This window comes from Acetobacterium malicum subsp. dehalogenans DSM 11527 (assembly GCF_000472665.1).
Lineage (GTDB): Bacteria > Bacillota > Clostridia > Eubacteriales > Eubacteriaceae > Acetobacterium > Acetobacterium malicum.
On record NZ_AXAC01000029.1, the window covers coordinates 21972 to 39056 of the forward strand.

Sequence of the window (17085 nt, forward strand, 5' to 3'; positions counted from 1 at the left end):
GAAAGGTGAATAGAATGAATTCAAGAGAAATACAACATTTTCCCCAAATAGCGCAAGAAAATTTTCAGACACCTGAAAACTGGATGACCTTTCTGGAACGGTCGGCCTGGCATTATAAGCATACCTTTTACAATCAGATGCTGATCGTCTTCCAACGGCCGGATGCAACCGCTGTAACCGGAATAGAGGCATGGAATAAAAAGCTCAATCGAACGGTCAACGTTGGTGCGAAGCGAATTCTGGTGCTGGATGATCAGCTGAAATATAAATTTAAAAATGTCTTTGACGTAAGTGATACTCACAAACGTAATCCGGATGGCCCGGATTTTAAATTGTGGAGCCGGGAAAAAGTGGATGAAGTAGAGATTATTAAACGAGCAACTGAACAGTACCAGGAAACACCCTCGAAGCATACGCTGCCATACTACATTATGACGGAAATGAAAGTGCGAAATAAAGATTTGTTTGAGTATTTTAAGGCTGAGATCATGGATTCAAACAGACGTTATCTCAGGAATCTGGATGTGAGTGACTTTGCCACTCTGTATGATAACAGTGTGATTTACCAGATTTTATCCCGATGTGGCTATAATCCCAGGGATTATTTTAATCCGGAAGATTTTGTACAAATAAAAAACATAAAAAACTTTAAATCGCTGATATTTTTGGGTAATAATGTAACGAGTACCACCAAACCCTTTCTCATTGAAATGGGAAAACTGGTGCAAACCATTGAAATGGAACAACTGAAAAATCAAATAGAAGGAGAACTAAAAAATGAGCAAGAACCAGGAAACATTCAAACCTATGGAATTGACCTATCACCAGGAAGGGGAGTTTCTGACCCCGGATATCAAACCCCTGACTCCACCCAGTCAGGAAATCGGGAGATACGGATACTTGAGGAACCAATACCTGAAGGAATTCAAGCCGGATCTGTTGATGGAACTGATCTTCGACGACAAGATCAACGAACATCTGGTGGAAGTGGATCAGGCAGCACAGCGTCGGCTGGAGCTGATCATGGCGGGGATGATGAAAAATCATCCGGCCCCGGACAAGAAAACCCAACCCCTGGAATGGGCGGGTTATATGAACAACCTTCAGAATCAGGCCAACGAGATCGTTCTTTCGGAACTCATTTACAACTAAGCCTGTTTAAGCCTGAACAGGAGCCAATAAAACCAAACCAACAAGCGGAGAGCCTTAAGCCCTCCGCTTTTTCTATGCCCCAGCATGATATTGACGTGATCCTTCGCAGCGCCGGCAATAACAAAAACAGTCAGTTACGCATTGTGGCCCAATACAAGAAGCAGCTGCCGGCAGAAGACAATGTGGTTTTCCTGCAAGCAGAATACCGCACCGGTGGCAAAGGCTTTTACATCGATGAAAAAGAAGTGGCGGTCTGGTTTGATAAAAACGGCATTCAGATCGCCAGGGGGAACACGGTACAAAGTAATTTTATGAAAACCACCCTATCCTGGGAACAGATTGAAAAGCGGATCGGGGAACTCCTGGAAAATGGCCTTTATATGGGCCAGGAACAGCTTGACCAGGTCGATGGCCACGAACGCAAAGAACTGGCTAATAAACTCTGGTATCTGCATCAGGATCGATCCGGGGAATTTTTTATGGATGAGGACATTTTTCGTGGGGGTCATCCGGATAGTTCAGCTCGGATTGCTGAACTTTACACTGATCCGGAAAAATTGGATGAAATTATTAATGGACTGGATGGATTTGCCCAAAAATATAAGGTTGATCGATCTATTTTGCGTTTTCACTTTCACAAGCCGGATGAATTATTAAACCGACTCCATGATCTCAAACGGGAGCGCCGGGAGTATCTGGCGAACGGGTTTGATTACCAGGAACCGGCGATGTTTATCACCCAGGATGAAGTGGATGCGGTTTTATGCAACGGTGGTAGTATGTCCGGAGGAAAACAGCGGATCATCAACTATTTCACAGAAAACCACTCATCCCAGGAGAAAGCGGATTTTCTCAAAAATGAATATGGCCAGGGTGGCCGATCTCATGCCATTTCTGGTGCCGACAACAGTTGGGAAGACCACAGTGCCAAAGGGATTCTGTTACGCCGGGAGGAAGCAGAAAAAAGCATCCTTTTGTCCTGGCCAAAGGTGGCAAAGCGTATCGAAGAATTGATGGCCCAGGGACGTTATGTGATTGATGAAGCAAAACGGATCGAAGCCCCTGAATTAAAACCGGAAAAGCCGGCAATTCCGCTGGCTGACATTCAGGATCTGCTAATCAACGTGACCCCGGACGACTACACCCGGCCGGTGATCTATGATTTATTGTCCGAAACCAAAAATAATATAGAGTTTGGCGAAGTAATTAAAAACACCTATTTATTCAGCGAAGTCCCGGTGCTCGGGAATCTCACGGATACCTACCGGCAACATCTTGATCAGACTGGGATTCGCTTTGAAAAGACTGCCGATCCGTCGATTGATTATTTCTTGTCCTGGTCAGAGATTGCCGGGGAAGTCAGACAACTCATTGAAGCCGGCCAATACGTCGTGCCGGGAGCCTATCAGGAAATGGATCCGGAACCCTATGTGGAAAGCTATGGAGAAACGAGGTCTTTTATAAGCTTTGATCGGGATCCGGGAGATGCTAAAGATCGGGAATTGATCGATGTTTCCGCAGCGGATCAGGATGAAGGGGATCATAGCGACCAGAAAAAAACGGAGATTAATACCCCTAAACCAGAAAACTATAAAATAACTGCTGATGTTTTGGGTGAAGGCTCACCACGACAAAAGTTCAAAGCCAATGTTTTGGCAATTCAAACCCTGCAAGCGATTGAAAAAGAAAAGCGGATGGCCACGCCGGATGAACAGGCGATTTTATCCCGATATGTGGGTTGGGGCGGACTGCCCCAGGCATTCGATCCGGATAACATCCATTGGAAACCGGAAGTTCAGGAGTTAAAAGAATTGTTATCCGAGGAAGAATACAGTTCGGCCAAGGGATCAACACTAAATGCCCATTATACAGCGCCGGTTATTATTAAAGCCATGTATGGCGCACTGGAGCAGATGGGCTACTACAAAGGGAATATCCTGGAACCCGGGATGGGTGTGGGTCATTTCTTTGGCTTATTGCCGGATGCCATGAAGGATTCGAAGCTTTATGGCGTGGAGCTGGATGAGATTACCGGTCGGATCGCCAAAGCCCTTTATCCGGAAACGAACATATCCGTATGCGGGTTTGAAAAAACCCAGTTCTCCAACAGCTTTTTTGATGTGGCCATCGGGAATGTCCCCTTTGGCGATTATCAGGTTTATGATAAAGCTTATGACAAATACAGTTTTATGATCCATGATTATTTCTTTGCCAAATCGCTGGATAAGGTACGGGATGGGGGCGTGTTAGCCTTTATCACCAGTAAGGGCACGATGGATAAGAAGTCGCCCATGGTCAGGCAGTATCTGGCTGAACGGGCGGAATTAATCGGCGCCGTGCGCCTGCCGAATAATGCCTTTAAAGCGAATGCCGGCACCGAAGTCACATCGGATATCATCTTCCTGAAGAAGCGGGATCGGAAGGTTCTAGCAGCGGATGAACCCTGGGTACATCTGGGAATGGATGAAAATGGGATCCCCATGAATCAGTATTTCATTGATCATCCGGAAATGATTTTGGGGGAGATGCAAATGGTATCTGGACGGTTCGGTGAGGAATCGGCCTGTCTGCCGATCCCCGGGAACGATCTGAAGCTTGCACTGGAAAAAGCCCTGGGCAATCTGGATTATCAATTTCCACAAGTGGAAATTGAAGCTGAAAACCTTATGGAAGATGACCGGGCTACCATCCCCGCCGATCCGGATGTGGCCAATTACAGTTATACCATCGTTGATGATGAACTTTTCTACCGGGAAAATTCTGTAATGAACCGGATGGATAAACCCGCAGCCACAACGAGCCGGATTATGGGATTGATCGGTCTCCGGGATTGCACCCGGGAACTGATTGACCTGCAACTGGAAAACGGCAGTAATTGGGAGATTGAAAAGAAACAGGAAGAACTGCATACCCTATACGATGCATTTTCTAAGAAACACGGTCTGATTAACGCCACCGGGAACCGCCGGGCTTTTGATGAGGATGGATCCTATTGGCTCTTATGCGCTCTGGAAGTTCTAAATGAAGACGGTACCTTTAAAGCGAAATCGGATATCTTCTATAAACGGACCATTCGCACCAATGAGGTGGTCACGGCGGTAGATACCTCCAATGAAGCGCTGCTGGTTTCCATCAACGAAAAAGCCAAGGTCGATCTAAACTATATGAGCAGTTTAACCGGAAAATCCCGGGAAGTTATCATTAACGATCTGGAGGGACTGATCTTCCGGGATTTTGGCAATCTGGATCCGGAGCAACTCCCCCAAAACCTATCCGATGCTACGGACATTCCCTTTGTCACCGCCGATGAATACCTGTCTGGAAATGTCCGAAAGAAGCTGGATCATGTCCGTCAGCTGTTTGAAAACCTCGCCAACGATCAGGCTCAAACCCTTTTACCAAACATCACTGCACTGGAAGCTGCCCAGCCCCGGGATCTGGAAGCATCGGAAATCGAAGTACGCTTGGGAGCAACCTGGATCGATCCTTGCTATATCCAGGACTTCATGGTTGACACCTTTAAGCCGGCAACCTATCTGATTAACAGCGGATCCATCAAGATCCATTATTCCCCCTATACCGGGGTCTGGAACGTACAAGGCAAGAATGCCGATACCTATGATAATGTCCTGGCAAATGTCACCTTTGGCACTAAACGGGCCAATGCTTATCGCATCCTGGAGGATTCCCTTAACCTGAAGGATATCCGGATTTATGACACAATCCAGAACGCTGATGGCAATGATGTCCGTGTTCTTAATAAAAACGAAACCATTCTGGCCAATCAGAAGCAGGAGCTGATCAAAGAAGCCTTCCGGGATTGGGTCTTTCAGGAACCGGAACGTCGGGAGGTTTTAACCAGGAAATATAATATCCTGTTTAATAGCATCAGGCCCCGGGAATACGAAGGAAGCCATGTGGTCCTTCACGGCATTTCGCCGGAGATCCGTTTGCGGGATTATCAGCTTAATGCCATTGCCCGGGGGCTGTACGGCGGAAATACCCTGCTTGGTCATTGCGTCGGTGCCGGCAAGACTTTTGAGATGACCGCCATTGCCATGGAAAGCAAGTACCTGGGTTTGTCAAGCAAAGCCCTGTTTGTGGTTCCCAATCATTTAATCGGACAATGGGGAGCCGAGTTTCTGGCACTCTATCCCGGGGCCAATGTCCTGGTGGCCCGGAAGAAGGATTTTGAACCGGATAACCGTAAAAAGTTCTGTTCCCGGATCGCAACCGGCGATTATGATGCCATTATTATTGGCCACTCTCAATTTGAAAAAATCCCCCTATCCAAAGAATTTCAGGAACAGGCCCTGGACAGTCAGATTGATGATGTGCTAATGGCCATCGATGATGCCAAACGCAATAATGAGGAACAGTTCACCATCAAACAGCTGGAAAGAACCCGAAAGTCACTGGAATTACGTCTGAACCGGCTCAATGATGACACCCGAAAAGATGGCGTTATTACCTTTGAGGAATTGGGGATTGACCGCCTGTTTGTGGATGAGGCGCATAGTTACAAAAATTTGTTTCTGTATACCAAAATGCGAAACGTTGCCGGTATTGGACAAAGTGAAGCCCTAAAAGCCACCGACATGTTTAACAAATGTCAGTATTTGGATCAGTTAACGAATAACAAAGGGGTGGTCTTTGCCACCGGCACACCAATTTCAAACAGCATTACCGAATTATATACGATGATGCGCTATCTCCAGTACGACACCTTGATGGACATGGATTTAGGTCACTTTGATGCCTGGGCGTCGACCTATGCCGAAGCCATTACCGCCATTGAATTATCTCCGGAAGGAACCGGATACCGATCAAAAACCCGTCTGGCCCGGTTCTATAATCTGCCGGAGCTGATGGCCGTCTTTAAGGAGGTAGCTGATATTCAAACCCCAGATATGCTAAAACTCCCGGTACCAAAAGCTATCTATGAGGATGTGGTGATTAAACCGTCCGATCATCAGAAGGAGATGCTCATGGAGCTGGTTGAACGAGCCGAGCGGGTCCGAAATAACCTGGTGGAACCTTATGAGGACAACATGCTGAAGATCACCAATGACGGACGCAAGCTGGCCCTGGATCAGCGACTGATTAATCCGCTGCTACCCGATCCGGAAGAATCAAAGGTGAATAAGAGTGTCGAAAATATTGTCAAAGTCTGGCAGGACAGCATGGATCAGCGTTCAGCTCAATTGGTATTTTGTGATTTATCCACGCCCAATAAGGATGGCCGGTTTAACGTCTATCAGGAGATTAAAAATAAAGCCATCGAAAAAGGAATCCCAGAAGATGAGATTGCCTTTATTCACGATGCCGATACCGATGTGAAGAAAACGACACTTTTTTCAAAGGTAAGAAGCGGATCCGTGCGGGTGCTGATTGGTTCAACGCCTAAAATGGGCGCTGGAACTAACGTCCAGGACAAGTTAATTGCCCTTCATCATCTGGATGTCCCGTGGCGACCAAGCGATATTGAGCAACAGGAGGGTCGCATCCTAAGACAGGGAAACGAGAATCCGGAAGTGAAAATCTTTCGTTATGTCACCGAGCAAACTTTTGACAGCTACTCGTGGCAGTTGATCGAGAATAAACAGAAATTTATCGGTCAGATCATGACCAGTAAACTCCCAGGGAGATCCTGTGAGGATGTCGATGAGCAGGCATTATCCTATGCCGAAGTCAAAGCCCTGGCCACCGGCAATCCGCTCATTAAGGAGAAGATGGATCTGGATGTAAAAGTCACCAAGCTGAAGCTGATCAAAGCCAATTTTGTCAGCCAACGGTACCGTTTGGAGGACAATATCTTAAAAGCCTATCCAAGAGATATCAGTATCCAAAACGAGCAGAAAAAAGCCTTAATTGAGGATCAGAAGCTCTTTGAATCGAAACGGCCATCCAAGGATCATTTTGAAATGACCATCGGCAATGTTTTTCATACCGATAAGAAGGAAGCCGGCACCGCCATTCTGGAGGTGATTAAAAAGCTGGAAGATTATAAACCACGATTAATTGGCCAGTATGCCGGTTTTAAAATGGCAGCTAAGTATGCCGGTTTTGATGGGGTCGAACTTTATCTAAAAAATCAGGCCACCCATACCGTCCATTTGGGTACCGATCCCCTTGGAAATATCACCCGCATCGGTCATGTCCTGGAAAGCATCCCGGATCAGATAAAAAAATGCGAAATGAATATCCAGGATACCATGGAACGGCTGGAAAACGCCAGGGATGAGGTTAAAAAGCCTTTTCCCCAGGAGCAGGAACTAAACGACTACTTGCTTCGTTTAAACGAGTTAAATACGATTCTCAGCGTCGAACAATCCGAGCATTCCCAGGGAACCCCAGAAAATGGCGCAAGTATGGCGGATCATCTGGAGTATATGGAAATGTGTGCCATCGACGAAGGAGAATGGGAGCCAGAGCAATAATTTAAATCAACCAATGATCTTAACAGAAAGGAATAAAAGAAAACGGATGGGAAAATCGACTAGTCAAGAAGTAGCAAAACCGTCAACCGGCTCCTGCATGAGCAAGCTGGTTGGATCCGATAGTAGAAGTAGAATCATTGAAATTTTTCGCAAGCTGAATATTTTTTTTCAATAACAAAGGGGTGTGTAGTAGTCGTGTGATTGCTGCAAACCCTTTTTGTTGTGCTTAAAATTTGATTTAAGAAGGATCGGACAGCTAAATAATGAGGGTGGGGACAACGTTAGACCACCGAAAACAGAAGCGTGGTGTGGTAGAGCCTAAATAATAAATCTATTCGGCCTTTTAATGTGCTGCTGCATTAAAATGTCGTCATTGGGGATGAGAACGTAAACCCAAGTAAAATAATCACGGTTCGGGGGAAACTTCGGGAGAGATTTTGGATTCGTTAAGGTGTTAGTCGCCTTTGTAGTTTGGACGAAGGATAATGAGAATCCAGTGGTCATGAAGAAACCACCTATCCAGCAGACTTTTTAATAAAAGACGTAGAAATGACAAGCTTGATGCTTTTTTGCATTCAGGATTTCTACGCCCTTTTTTAGTGATTGAAAAAGAAAAATAGTTTTAAATTTATAAATAATAAAATTGGACTATTATATTATCTTGAGTTGAGTAATGATAATTTAATTCCTTATTCACGTTTCAATAATATATATTAATTTTATAATTGTGCGTCTTAAACACGATGATTTTAGTCCTATTGGGTTTTATAAATTTTAAGTTAAAAAGTAATATTTTCGTAAATTTACGATATTGTGTTATATGCTGTTATGGATATAGATCAAATACTTTTAAAAAATCAATTTACATACTAGAATGCTCTATCTAAGTGCAAAATAATATTTGGATGATTCAAAAAAATGCCTTTAAATCGGGAAAAATAATATTGTTATTATTTTTTTGCATGGAAATTAATTTTGCGGTCTGTTGTGAAATGATCTGATGAAGATAAACAAACATAGCAAGTATTCGTAAAAATAGATGAAAAATATAGTATTGTAGTATTGAATTGTGTATGTTGATAAAATAATTGCCATGATATAGGTTGATAAATTGGCATAATTATTGCTTAGTAAATTATGCATAAGCGAAAAATATAATATCTTTTATATTGTATTTTAATCACTAATTTAGAAAGTGAGAGAGGTTATGTGATGGAAGTAAATATGCAATTAGTGAATTTTGAAGAGTTTTCATTTACTGGAACTCATGTTTTTGGCGAGCTATATGGTGTTTCATATGAAAATCTAGACAGCATTGATCAACTTGAAGAGATTTTGACTCGGGGAATTGAAGAGTCAAAAGCAAAATGTTTAGGAATAATGACAAAAAAATTTAAACCTAACGGTGTTACTTTGTTGGCATTGCTCAGTGAATCACATGTATCAGTACACACTTACCCGGAGCACAATGCACTTTTTATTGATGCTTTTACATGTGGCACACTATGTGACCCTAGAGTGATTATCAATACGTTTATTCAGAAGTTACATCCAGAAAAAAATGTTATTTCAGAAACACAACGAGGTTTACAAAATCATGAGATAGGTTTACCAAACATATTGCCAAATAGTATTTATGATTAATACAATTATCTGTATGTATTGAACTGGAATCGAGAGGAGTACTTATGAAGGTACTTGATATAAATCTAAATCTCCTTGAACAAGGGATACGAAAAAATCTTTTAGATGATGTATCGTTTTTTAAGAAAGAACATATATTAAGCGAAGAATTAAAAGATCGTATTCCTACGACAAATGAAATATTTATTGGGAAAGACATTTGGGAAATGTGTATCACAGCAATTTTAGAAGGTGAAAATATTCTATTGATTGGTCAAAAAGCTTCTGGTAAAAATGTTCTGGCTGATAATATTTGTCAATTATTTGGAAGACCTCAATGGAATACTTCTTTTCATGTAAACACAGACAGCGCTAGTTTAATTGGCGCGGATACCTTTATTGAAAATGAGGTAAAGTTGCGAAGAGGTTCCGTTTATGAATGTGGAACAAATGGAGGGTTTGGAATTTTTGATGAGATTAATATGGCTAAAAATGATGCTATGGTTGTTCTACATTCAGCATTAGACTATCGAAAAGTAATTGATGTTCCTGGATATGACAAAATACATCTTCATACGGCAACACGTTTTATAGGAACTATGAATTATGACTATGCCGGAACGAAAGACTTAAATGAGGCTTTAGTATCACGATTTATGACTATCCAGATTCCGCAAATTCGAAAAGAAACGCTGCAAAAAATTCTCAATATGAATTTTCCGGATGCGAACACTGATTTATTAACACAGTTTGTTGGTGTATTTATGGATTTGCAAGAAAAAGCAATTAATTCTGAAATATCAACGAAATCTGTTGATTTAAGAGGAATAATTGCATGCCTAAAGACGATTAGGCGTGGTCTTAAACCCTTAAATGCAATTAATATGGGAATAGTTGGAAAAACTTTTGATCAGTACGAAAAAGAAATTGTAATGGATGTAGTTCGGACACGAATACCTGTTACATGGGACTCAAGTGATATATTCCCAAAAATCTGAATTGTGAAAAGATAATAAGTGAAAATTGGTGAGTACAAAGAAAGAAGGTCGATTATGGTTTATGAAATACCATTACGTTTTGATAAAAATACTGTTTTTAAGCGAATGCATATTTCGAAAGATTCTAATCACTATGACGAGTTTGAAAGGGTGTATGAGCAGCTAGAACAAGAAATACCGAGTTATTCAATCGCTAAAGGGTCTTTTGTTCTAAAAAAAGCAACTGATAGAGGTCGTATTCATAAAGGGTTGAGTGAAGTCAGCCATCTCGTTTATGTTGTGATTACTCTGGGCGCTGAAATTAGTTGTTTTAGTACAAGTTATTTTGAGCAAAAGAATTTTTTGAAAGGGATGATGATTGACCAAATAGCGGATCAACTTTTATTCAATGCTTCAGATGACTTTTATCATATTATTCGCGAAGAAATATACATTAAAAGGAAATTCTCTTTAACTGAACGGTATTGTCCGGATGATTATGTTATTCCAATACAGAATCAGGCAACCATTCTTAAAGTGATTACTGATAACGAGTTAAATATAGGGATTGGGTTAACCGAAGGTTATGTATACAAACCACTAAAAACGATGGGGTATGTTTACGGAGCAGATAAAAATATTGCTATTGCAGAGAAAGACCACGATTGTGAGTTTTGTAGTAATTTCAAATGTGAGTTTAGAAAGATTATTCTAACATCAAAAGTATGAAAGAGGCAAAGAAATGAAATCTATATCCTTTGTAAAAGAGAATTGCATTGACGAATATCGAACCATTTTAACACCTGAAAGGGTTAAAGATTATCTAAAAGAAGGTTTTACTGTATATGCTGAAAAAGGTATAGGTCAAGGAATCGGACTTGAAGATAAGGCGTATAAGGCAGCAGGTGCAAAAATGGTCAATCATGAACAATCGTGGACAATTTCCGATTTTGTTGTAAAATATAAGGCGCCAGAAAAAGAAGATTATAAATATTTTCGACCAGAATTGCATTTTGCTTCTTTTCTGCACGCCGAAGGTGATTATGCTTTGTCAATGGCACTTGTGAACAGTGGGATGACGGCATATGCATATGAATTTGTAACAACTCCAGATCATATGAGTCCTATTTCAATAGCTCCAGCAGAAGTTGCTGGCAAACTTGCAGTTTTTTTTGGCGCTTATTATTTATTAGCACATAAAGGGGGATGTGGCAAACTTCTAGCAAATATTCCTGGTGCTAGTCAATGTAAAATTGTGATTATTGGATATGGCGACGCTGGCAATGTTGCAGTTCGTACTGCAAGTTCACTAGGTGCAAAAGTCGTTGTTTTTGGACGTAACATGATTAAACTTCGTAAGTTTCAGGCTACTGTGTCACCAGAAGTCGAATGTTACGTAAACACATCAGAAAAATTAGCTAAAGAAATTAAGGATGCAGATTTGGTAATTGGCGCAATTCTTATTTCAACATTCGATACGGAACCTATTATAACAGAAAAAATGGTAAAATCAATGAAAAAGGGATCCGTTATCATAGATGTAACCGCAGGTTATGGTTCGGGCTACATTCAAACATTCGATCAGAATACGAGTCTCGAAGAACCTGTTTTTGAAAAATTTGGTGTTCTTCATTGCAAAATAGATAATATTTGCGCTGCGTCCGCAATAACCTCAAGTGAATCAACTGAAAAGTTGGTTATGCCAATTTTAATTGAACATGCAAAAAAGTTATATGGGGTTATCGAAAACAAAAGTATGCTAGAAACCGGATTAATTTGTAGAAATGGAAAATTTGAGCATCCTGAATTAATCAGACATATGGCGATGTATGAAAGAAAGAGTAGGTGGACACCATGTCGAATAGAACAAGAGAATTAATATATGTTATATGTTTAACTGGATTTATCACCATAACATTTGCTTTTGGACGTTATATTTTTTCGATGATTACTCCGGATATCGTCAGTAGCTTAAACATTGACTATGAATTTATTGGGTTAATAAATGCCTGCCACCAAGGTGCTTACCTTCTATTTTCTTTACTTGGTGGTATTTTGTGTGGTTATTTAAGTATTAGATTCTTGATATCTTCGTCAGTAATTTTATGTGGGCTCAGTGTTTTTGTGCTAGCATTCGTTAATAATCCATGGCTCTTGCTAGTTATTGTAACCCTTCAGGGTATATTTGCGGCAACATCATGGATACCGATGGTAGAGTTTGTGGCTAAGAACATCCAAGAAGATAATCGTGGAAAAAGTCTTGGCATCATTTCAAGTGGGACATCTTTTGGACTAATTCTAAATGGTTTCTTGATTCCTTATATACTGACTAATGATACCTGGCAAACTGTTTGGTTTGTATTTGGAATTATCAGTCTGATTCTCGGGGCGATTGGTGTTTATTGGATCTACAAATTAAAGAGCACACCCGATTTACAGATAGAAAAAGCAAATCAAAAAAATGAATATAAAACGGAAAAATTGGTGTTAAGGAATGATAAGTCGGGGAATTATCTCAAACACTATGTTTTATTAGTTGGATTATTGATCCTATCTGGGCTCTATTTGATTCCATTCCAAAGTTACATCGTACCTTTAATGCAAGAAGACTTGGGCTTAAATGAACAAATATCAGGAATTGCATGGAGTATTTTTGGCTTTATTGGTATTTTTAGTGGTTTTGTTGCAGGGGTTTTAGCCGACAAATACACAGCCAAACGGGCAATGATTATCTCATACAGTATTTCGATTCTATCAATTGCGACCGTAGTGTTTGTCCATAATGCAGCAGCGGCGCTATTTGCTTGTGCTATTTTTGGATTAACTTACAATGGCATCTTTGGATTGCACCCAACATATGTAACTAGAGTCTTACCACCAGAAAAAACTGCAAAATTATTTGGGCTGCTAAACTTGTCATTAGGAGTAGGTTCGATGATAGGTAATTATGCTGGCGGGTACATAAAAAAAATGACTGGAAGTTTTTCATTAGCCTATCAATTAATGCTTGTGATGTCTATACTAACTGTTTTGATTTGTATATTAATAAAATCTGATCAGAACAAAGAGGAGGTGGTTTTATATGGAAAGAATCGTATTGAATCCAGTCAAGATATCATATAATATAGACAAAATGGAAGTTTTTAAAGGATTTAAAACTGATTCAAAAACTTTTGATTTAATTGTTGAAATAATTGAGAATACTGGAGAAATAATAAGACCGCGGGCTATTTTAAAATGGTGTAACGTTGAAAAAGTGGAACAAGGATGCATTACATTGATGGGGCAAGCTTTTGCAAGCAAATTACTATTTGATAAATTATGTCATTTGGAAAAAGTGTTTTTAAGCATTGTTACAGCAGGGGATGAACTAGATGTTTTAATAGGAAAATATCCAGCATCAATTGTTGATATTATAAAATATGCAATTTTAATTGAAACACGAAATGAAATTAAAAAGTACATTTCTGATATCTTTGGTTACAATGATATCGCTGAATTATGTCCAGGTTCCCTTCCGGACTGGCCGGTTGAAAACAATTATTTTCTATTTGAAATGATAAATAATGCATGTGAAATCGGTGTTATATTAAAAAACGACTATTTCATGAAACCATTAAATACCGTCTCAAGCATTCTTTATAATGGAGACAAAGACTATGTTAACTGTAGTCTTTGTAAAAAAAAATGTATTAAAAGAAGATGTAAATTTAACAAAAATGAGTATAAAAGAATTTTTGACTGAGAAAGTATGAGGAAATAGAATGAAAGAAGTAATAGGTTATAAAGATCGAAGTGAATTTTATCAATTTGAATTGGTCGATACAGTAGATGTCCCATTTATAAAATCCATGATTAATGAAAATACTAATAAAATTATGGAGATTCCGTGTGGTACAGGGCGAATTGCATTTGAAATAGCTAATGCGAATCATTTAGTAACGGCTGCTGATATTGAACCGGAGATGGTAGAGCAATTTACAGAGCGACTAAAGAATCATCGAAAAAAGGATTATATTACTGCGATAGTTGCAGATATGTGCTTTTTTGATTTTGAGGATAAATTTGATTTGATTGTTGTTCCCAGAGAGGCTTTTCAGCTAATAACTGGCTATGAAAATGCTATAAAAGCATTGAAAAACATGCACAAGCACTTGAATTATGGTGGAAAAATCATCATTGACTTATTTCCCTTTGGTGCGAAAATTAAACCATTAACAGATATAGCATTACGCCCAGATTATTATGATTATGAAATTCCGGATGGAAAATTTGTCGTGGATTGGTCAAAAGAAATAGAACCTTGGATCGTCTTAACAAGACTTCATGGACAGTTACATCGAAGCGATTGTATTACTGAAGTAACGTATCGTTTTCAAAAAAATGATCAACGAAATAATACAATATTTGATGATCAGATAATGACAATTGAATTACAAAACTATACCACTGAATCCTTTGAAAAAATCTGTGATCAAGCAGACGTTATTGTAAATAAGCTGTATGGAAATTATGAAAGAAAAGCTTATGAGCCAGGAGATCCAAGGATGTTATATGTTTTGACTTGATATTTTTAATTTTAAGAATGGAACCTTTTGGTATTTTATTAAAAGGCTTTTGAGGCTACTCATATTCCATTTGCAAGGAGGGACGAGTCATAGCTAAATATTGCAGGGAATCCGAAGATTTTGAATTTGACAATCGCGTTAATAATTTGATGTGGACCATCTGTGGCAATTATGGGGACGAAATGCCCGAAAATGAAAAGGCAAATCGCTCAAAATTTAATGCGCTATATTTTGGAATCATCTCAGGTGCCCGTCGAAAGTATGTGGACTGGCATCTAATCAACCAATACATTGAGTGGCGGAGTTGTTCAGGGTTTTCCAGAGAAAAGCTGCAGGCAATTCTTTTGCCAGCAATTGATGCGATGGCGATTAATTTGTTAACAGTCGAGAGACCAGGAATTCCCGATATACAAAAAAAAGCCTGTTTAGAGATTATTGATAAACTAAAGTCACCGGTTTCTGATTGTTTAACCGATGAAATCGAGTTTTCAATGTTTTCAGTTCTTGCGGGCATCAGTGTAAGCGTAAGACCGATCATGCGTGAATTAGCATTGGAACTAATCAGTATAGCCAAAACAAACGAACTTCAAAATTTAATCGAAGAAATAGATGAAGTATATATCAGATTTTTTAGGATAAATGACCATGTTCAATTTGATATGCAAAGTATTTTAGAGAATCATCCCCGACCGTTGGTTAAAACAAAAAATTTATCTGAAAGTGTTTTAAATTCAGAGTTGTTAAATAAAAAATCCAGTAAAGTAGCAGAACTTGAAAAGACAATGAGCGGAGAACGACAGACAGAATACAGAAGCGAGGATAATGAATTTGTTGAGGCTCTGAATCGTCAAGCTGAATTGAATTGTGGGGAATCCTATCTTAAAGGAGTGCTTGTCAGAAGAATCGAAAGTCGATTATGTAAAGGGCCTCATCGAGATTGCCAGCTTCATTTCACAGAGGGGTTAATACGTAGTAAAAATAATAACCAAATGCAGTTAAAACGGGCCCAAAAATGTTTGGAACAGAACCGGTCTGCTTATGAAAAGAAACAACAGATTTATGAAGCAACAATAAATCGATTAAAAAAATCATTGATACAAACGTTAAGAGCAGAACAATCAACATACCCTATTTCCAGTGATTCAGGGAGAATTAATGCCCAAAAGCTGTGGCGGTTGGGCCGTGTTCCGGCAACAAGACTATTTAAAAAAATGGAAAGCAATGATAATGGGAAGTATGTTGTTGATTTGATGATTGATAGTAGTCATTCTCAGTTTTTCAAACAAGCAACAGTAGCAATCCAGGCGTATATTATTGTACGGGCAATTGTTGGCGCTGGAATTCCTTGTCGCGTTAATGGATTTTACAGTTTTTTTGATTATACGATCCTTAAACGGTACCGCGATTATGATGATGATTTAAAACAGACTGAAAATATTTTCGAATATAGCTGTGAGGGATGCAATCGAGATGGTCTTGCGATAAAGAGTGTTTGTGATACTCTTTATACACGGGCTGAGGAGAATAAGATTTTAATTGTTTTAAGTGATGGAAAACCAAATGACATTCATTTGCCAACCAGGAATAGTGGTAAAGAATTTCGCGGTGCAGTTTCCTATTCTGGAGGGATTGGTATCGATGATACAGCCAAAGAAGTCAGAATTGCCCGGCAAAGAGGGATAATGGTGTTGGGTATTTTTACAGGTGATGAAAAAGACCTGAAAGCCGAGAAGCTTATTTATGGCAAAGATTTTATCTTTACCAGAGAAATGAAGCATTTTGGCGATATTATTGCAGCCTATTTAAAAAGAATAATCACCAGTTGAATTTTTAGGAAGTGTTTAAAATATTGAATCGTCTCAAGTTTTGTGTATTTTCAAAAATGGAAGTAGTGCAATGAAAAGAATGAAGGGGTAAGGGATCGATTGAGAGAATGGCGCTTGCTCAGTGAGAGAGACTACGAAGTGATTGTAGAGCAGCACTGCTAAAATAAGATCTCTTGATCTTTGCCGCTTGCGACGTAATAGTATTTCCCATAAGTGGTTGCGGCTAATATGTATCATTATATATACGACCGATTCCATTGAGGGATTCACCCGGCAGCTCAGGAAAGTGACGAAAAGAAAAACAATATTTCAATCCGAGATGGTTTCTTTAAAATGCTGTATCTGGCAACCATGGAAATCACCCAAAAGTGGACGGGTCGGAGAAAAGATTGGGGCCAGATTCACTCCCAGCTGGAAATATTTTTTTCTGAGCGCCTGGATTAATCCCCTATAATCACATCAGGGCATTTCGGAGTTAGATCCAGACTTGCTTTTTATT

At 39.7% G+C, this 17085-nt stretch carries 9 protein-coding genes and 1 pseudogene; all 10 read left to right on the top strand.

The genetic code is table 11. The features are described from left to right. Positions 1-14 precede the first annotated feature (14 nt). A complete protein-coding gene (locus A3KS_RS21080) occupies positions 15-7592 on the top strand; it encodes a DEAD/DEAH box helicase family protein (RefSeq protein ID WP_051355840.1) in 7578 nt (2525 codons plus the stop codon). 1212 nt (positions 7593-8804) lie between these two features. Then, positions 8805-9236: an adenosylmethionine decarboxylase gene (gene speD, locus A3KS_RS21085; RefSeq protein WP_051355841.1), complete on the top strand. Its 432-nt coding sequence runs from the start codon at positions 8805-8807 to the stop codon at positions 9234-9236. Between the two features lie 44 nt (positions 9237-9280). Then, on the top strand, positions 9281-10213 hold the full coding sequence (locus tag A3KS_RS0111970) for an AAA family ATPase (protein WP_026395124.1): 933 nt from the start codon (positions 9281-9283) through the stop codon (positions 10211-10213). Positions 10214-10267: 54 nt separating this feature from the next. Beyond that, positions 10268-10921, top strand: a complete 654-nt coding sequence (locus A3KS_RS0111975) for a 5-methyltetrahydrofolate--homocysteine methyltransferase (RefSeq protein ID WP_035356140.1) — start codon at positions 10268-10270, stop codon at positions 10919-10921. 13 nt (positions 10922-10934) lie between these two features. Beyond that, positions 10935-12071 (top strand): NAD(P)-dependent oxidoreductase, encoded by a 1137-nt coding sequence (locus A3KS_RS0111980; RefSeq protein ID WP_026395126.1) that lies wholly within the window; start codon positions 10935-10937, stop codon positions 12069-12071. Continuing rightward, on the top strand, positions 12047-13315 hold the full coding sequence (locus A3KS_RS0111985) for an MFS transporter (RefSeq protein WP_026395127.1): 1269 nt from the start codon (positions 12047-12049) through the stop codon (positions 13313-13315). Before A3KS_RS0111980 ends, A3KS_RS0111985 begins: the two co-directional genes overlap by 25 nt. After that, positions 13275-13937, top strand: a complete 663-nt coding sequence (locus A3KS_RS0111990) for a hypothetical protein (protein ID WP_026395128.1) — start codon at positions 13275-13277, stop codon at positions 13935-13937. The genes A3KS_RS0111985 and A3KS_RS0111990 overlap by 41 nt, the downstream gene beginning before the upstream one ends. Positions 13938-13956: 19 nt before the next feature. Beyond that, the gene (locus tag A3KS_RS0111995) at positions 13957-14760 is read left to right on the top strand and encodes a class I SAM-dependent methyltransferase (RefSeq protein WP_026395129.1); all 804 of its coding nucleotides are present in this window, start codon (positions 13957-13959) and stop codon (positions 14758-14760) included. Positions 14761-14942: 182 nt separating this feature from the next. Then, positions 14943-16586 (top strand): vWA domain-containing protein, encoded by a 1644-nt coding sequence (locus A3KS_RS22650; protein WP_026395130.1) that lies wholly within the window; start codon positions 14943-14945, stop codon positions 16584-16586. A 235-nt stretch (positions 16587-16821) separates the two neighbouring features. After that, a pseudogene (locus A3KS_RS24290) lies at positions 16822-17030 on the top strand (IS256 family transposase); the annotation flags it as partial. Positions 17031-17085 lie beyond the last annotated feature (55 nt).

Excerpts from the sequence above, each read along its gene's own strand:
- A3KS_RS0111995 (WP_026395129.1), top strand. The coding sequence starts at position 13,957 with ATGAAAGAAGTAATAGGTTATAAAGATCGAAGTGAATTTTATCAATTT.
- A3KS_RS0111970 (WP_026395124.1), top strand. The coding sequence starts at position 9,281 with ATGAAGGTACTTGATATAAATCTAAATCTCCTTGAACAAGGGATACGA.
- A3KS_RS22650 (WP_026395130.1), top strand. The coding sequence starts at position 14,943 with ATGCCCGAAAATGAAAAGGCAAATCGCTCAAAATTTAATGCGCTATAT.
- A3KS_RS21080 (WP_051355840.1), top strand. The coding sequence starts at position 15 with ATGAATTCAAGAGAAATACAACATTTTCCCCAAATAGCGCAAGAAAAT.
- A3KS_RS0111990 (WP_026395128.1), top strand. The coding sequence starts at position 13,275 with ATGGAAAGAATCGTATTGAATCCAGTCAAGATATCATATAATATAGAC.
- A3KS_RS0111975 (WP_035356140.1), top strand. The coding sequence starts at position 10,268 with ATGGTTTATGAAATACCATTACGTTTTGATAAAAATACTGTTTTTAAG.
- speD (WP_051355841.1), top strand. The coding sequence starts at position 8,805 with ATGGAAGTAAATATGCAATTAGTGAATTTTGAAGAGTTTTCATTTACT.
- A3KS_RS0111980 (WP_026395126.1), top strand. The coding sequence starts at position 10,935 with ATGAAATCTATATCCTTTGTAAAAGAGAATTGCATTGACGAATATCGA.
- A3KS_RS0111985 (WP_026395127.1), top strand. The coding sequence starts at position 12,047 with ATGTCGAATAGAACAAGAGAATTAATATATGTTATATGTTTAACTGGA.